2 protein-coding genes, 1 tRNA gene and 1 pseudogene are annotated in these 4,202 nt (G+C 67.0%); all 4 read right to left on the reverse strand.

The window, feature by feature from the left end; genetic code table 11:
• Nucleotides 1-228 (reverse strand): annotated as a pseudogene (locus Q1L59_RS03110) (slipin family protein); the annotation flags it as partial.
• A 266-nt stretch (nucleotides 229-494) separates the two neighbouring features.
• A tRNA-OTHER gene (locus Q1L59_RS03115) sits at nucleotides 495-559 on the reverse strand.
• Between the two features lie 455 nt (nucleotides 560-1,014).
• Nucleotides 1,015-1,224, reverse strand: a complete 210-nt coding sequence (locus Q1L59_RS03120; protein WP_300327898.1) for a DUF2892 domain-containing protein — start codon at nucleotides 1,222-1,224, stop codon at nucleotides 1,015-1,017.
• Nucleotides 1,221-4,202: efflux RND transporter permease subunit (locus Q1L59_RS03125; protein ID WP_300327900.1), on the reverse strand; the 2,982-nt coding region annotated here is incomplete at its 5' end. The genes Q1L59_RS03120 and Q1L59_RS03125, both read right to left, overlap by 4 nt.

Raw genomic sequence — 4,202 nt, forward strand, 5'->3', positions numbered from 1 at the left:
CAGTTCCATCACTTCAAGATGCGCCGTCGCGCTCGCCGGCTGCTGCTGCAAGAGGTAGTCGGCGAGCGCTGTGTCGGTCATCGGCGCGCCGAGCGGCCAGGTGGTGAGCGACAGGCGGCCCAGCGGATCGAAGAAGTGGTGCCGGCCGGCCGGCAGCAGGCGCTCGAAATCGGCGTCCCGGAACAGGGCGCCTTGCTCGCTTTTCTTGACGACGAATCTTTTCAACATGGTCTTGTTCCTCCGAGTGACTCCGGGTGGTGCGGCTTGTTCGTTTGCCGGCGAGCGCCGGTCTGGCGGGCAGCGTGGTCGGCCCCGACGGGGCAGCACTCGCCCGGCAGCGCGGAACTCGGCGGCCGCCCGCGCTCGTGCGCCGACGGCGTCGTTCTCCTGGCTACCGGCCGCAGTGCGCTGCCGCCGAGGCGGACGACGAAGCTGGCCAGACCGACGGCGGCTGCTTGCGCTGGCCGCAACCGGCGGGTACTGCCTTTTGTTGCTTCTGGAGCGGGATTCGAACCCGCGACACGCCGCTTGCGCGGTTGCTCTACCCGATTGAGCTATCCAATCGTGGCGATCCGGGAATCGAACCCGGCAAGCCCCCGACGGGCTCGCCGTTGCTCGCGCTTGTGCTGCTGCGGCATGCGGCGGGACAACAGACCGAAGTCCGGCCCCGGCGCACCGGCGGGAGGGTGATCCCCGACCCGTGGGCAGTGCAGCGAGGGTGCGAGCCAGCAAAGCTTAGCGAAAGCTGTGCCAGCCCCTTGCCGGTTGCGGCCGGAGCGAGCAGAGGAGGGAGCAGGAAGGCGTAGAAAGGGGGAAGGGCGGGTAAAAGCGCGGCTGAAGGGCGCGCTGAAGGGGCTCGCACGCTCGCGCGGCTTCCCCGCCGGCCGCTTGGTCTCGCCTTTCTCAGCCAGAAACTGGACGCCAGGCTAGGATGCTAGCGTGCAGGATAAGACGTACAGCGAGCCGCGGTCGGCGAACGCTCCCGCACCCGCTCGGCACGAAGCGCCAGCGGTATCAGCCGAGGCGCTTCATTCCCAGCTTGAGCATGATGCTTTCTGCCGGACAGAAGCCGGTGAAGCCGCTCTGCAGCAGGTTGGCGCCGACGAAGGCGGTGAACCAGAGGAAATGGCGCGAGACGAAGAGCGGGCTTTCGACGATGCCGAGGGCGAGCGAAATGAGGACGAAACTGCCTGCCATGATGCGTATGGCGCGATCGGTGGTCATGTGCTGTGCTCCTTGCGGAAAGCGGCGTAGTAGAGAACCGGGATGACGATCAGCGTGAGCAGCGTGGAAACCAGGATGCCGAAGATCAGGCTGATCGCCAGGCCGTTGAAGATCGGGTCGTCGAGGATGAAGAGCGCGCCGAGGATGGCGGCCAGCGCGGTGAGCGCGATCGGTTTGGCGCGCACCGCGGCCGACTGAACGATCGCTTCGGCGAAGTCGACTCCCTCGCCGGTCTGCTGCCGGATGAAGTCGACGAGGAGGATCGAGTTGCGCACGATGATGCCGGCGAGCGCGATCATGCCGATCATCGAAGTCGCTGTGAACTGGCTGCCGAGCAGCGCGTGTCCGGGCATGACGCCGATGATCGTCAGCGGGATCGGCGCCATGATGATCAGCGGCACGAGGTAGCTGTGAAAGTGCGCGACGACCAGCAGGTAGATCAGGATCAGCCCGACGGCGTAGGCGATTCCCATGTCGCGGAAGGTTTCGTAGGTGACCTGCCACTCGCCGTCCCATTTGATCGCGAAGCCGGCGTCGGGCGCTGCCGGTTGGCGGATGAACCACTCGCCAAGCGTTCCGGCCGCGCCGGTGACGCCGTCGAGCGGGCGCCCGGCGAGCTCGCTGCGCGCGGCAAACATGCCGTAGAGCGGCGAGTCGAGCTTGCCGCCCATGTCGGCGACGACATAGACGACCGGCAGCAGGTCCTTGTGATAGACGGTCTTCTCGCGTGCTACCGAGCGCACTTCGACGAGTTCGGAAACGGCGACCAGGCGTCCGCTGCGCGCACGCACGCGCAGGTCGAGCAGGTTGTCGAGGCTCCCTTTCTCTTCCGCCGGAAGCGAAATGCGCACCGGGATCTCGAACTTCGCAGTGCTGTTGTGCAGCGGCGTGATGTCCGCGCCGGCGAGCGCCAGGCGGACGACCTCGACCACGTCGGCGGGTGCCACGTCGAGCAGTGCCGCCTTGTTCTGCAGCACGTGCAGGACGATCTTTTCGCCATCGGCGGTGATCGAGTCGTCGACCCCGACCAGGTCGGGCGTCGCGGCGAGGACCTGGCGCACCTGCCGGGCGACGGCGATCTGGCCGGTGTAGTCCGGCCCGTACACCTCGGCGACGATCGGCGAGAGCACCGGCGGACCGGGCGGGACTTCGACCACTTTGGCGTTACCGCCTGCACGGCGGCCGATCTCTTCGACGATCGGGCGCAACTCGCTGGCAATGGCGTGGCTTTGCCGGGCGCGTTGCCGACGGTCGACCAGATTCACCTGCAGGTCGCCCAGTTCGGGCGCCGCGCGCAGATAGTACTGGCGGACCAGGCCGTTGAAGTTGATCGGGCCGGCGCTCCCGGCGTAGGCCTGATAGTCGCTGACTTCGGGCAGCTTGAGAACTTCGCTGCCGATCTCGCGCAGGACGCGGGCGGTTTCTTCGAGCGGCGTACCGGCCGGCATGTCGAGGACGACCTGGAATTCACTCTTGTTGTCAAACGGCAGCATTTTCAGGACGACCAGCTTGAAGGCGGCGAGCGAGAGCGACCCGGCGATCAGCAGGACGACGGCGAAGAGCAATGCATGTCGCGCGCGACGCCCCGTGCGCACCTCGAGGAAGGGCGCGAGCAGCCGCCGGAAGAGGGCTTCCAGACGGCTGATCCGCGGCGGCGCGCTGGTTGTAGATTGCGGCGCGGCATGCGCCAGCAGGCGCGCGGCCAGCCAGGGCGTGACGACGAAGGCGACGGCGAGCGAGATGAACATGCCGAGCGACGAGTTGATCGGGATGGGGCTCATGTACGGCCCCATCAGTCCGCTGACGAAGGCCATCGGCAGGAGCGCGGCGATCACCGTCAGCGTGGCAAGGATGGTTGGCCCGCCGACTTCGTCGACCGCTGGCGGAATCAGTTCAAGGAGCGGCAGCTCGGGCTGCAGCGTCTGCCGCCGATGGATGTTCTCGACGACGACGATGGCGTCATCGACCAGAATGCCGATCGAGAAGATCAGCGCGAAAAGCGAGACCCGGTTGAGCGTGAAGCCCCAGGCCCACGAGGCGAATAGCGTTGCGGCGAGGGTCAGCCCGACGGCCAGGCCGACGATCAGCGCTTCGCGGCGGCCGAGCGTGAAGAAGACCAGCAGGACGACGAAGGCGGTGGCAAAAGCGAGCTTGCCGATCAGCTTGCGCGCCTTGTCGGTCGCCGTTTCGCCATAATTGCGCGTCACCGCGACTTCGATTCCTTCCGGAATCACCGTGCCGCGGAGCGCTTCGACGCGGCCGATCAGTTCGTTCGCAACGTCTGCCGCGTTGACGCCGGGCTTCTTGGAAATCTGTAGCGTGACCGCCGGGTGTTCGCCGCTGCGCGTGGCAAACCAGACGATGCGCTGCGGCTGATCGGGCCCGTCCTCGACCTCGGCGACGTCACCCAGCGCGACCGCCCGGCGGTCGTCAGCCTTGCCGCGGACGGCGACAACGAGCTCGCGCACGGCGGCCGCCGACTCCAGATGCTGGCCCGTCTGCACGAGCACTTCGCGGTTGCCGGCGACCAGGCTGCCGGTCGATTGCAGGACGTTGCCGTTGCGCAGCGCTGCGCTCAGATCCTGCGGCGTGAGGCCGAAGGCGTTCATCCGCCGGCTGTCGATGAGAACGCGCACGACATGGTCCGGACCGCCGATCGTCGATACGTCGCGTGTTCCCTTGCTGCGCTTGAGTTCGCTCTCGAGCGCGCGCGCCACCTGCTGCAGTTCGAAGGCCGAGCGCTGCGCATCGGCTGTCCACAAGGTCAGCGCGACGATCGGCACGTCGTCTATCCCCTTCGGCTTGATGATCGGCTCACCGACGCCGAGGTTGGGCGCCAGCCAGTCGCGGTTTGAGTTCACTGTTTCGTGCAGGCGCAGGACGGCGTCGTTGTACTTGACGCCGACGGCGAACTGCACGGTAACCACGGCCATTCCCGGACGCGCCATGGAATAGACGTGCTCGACGCCGGACATGCG

This window comes from Accumulibacter sp., from assembly GCF_029255125.1.
Classification (GTDB): domain Bacteria; phylum Pseudomonadota; class Gammaproteobacteria; order Burkholderiales; family Rhodocyclaceae; genus Accumulibacter.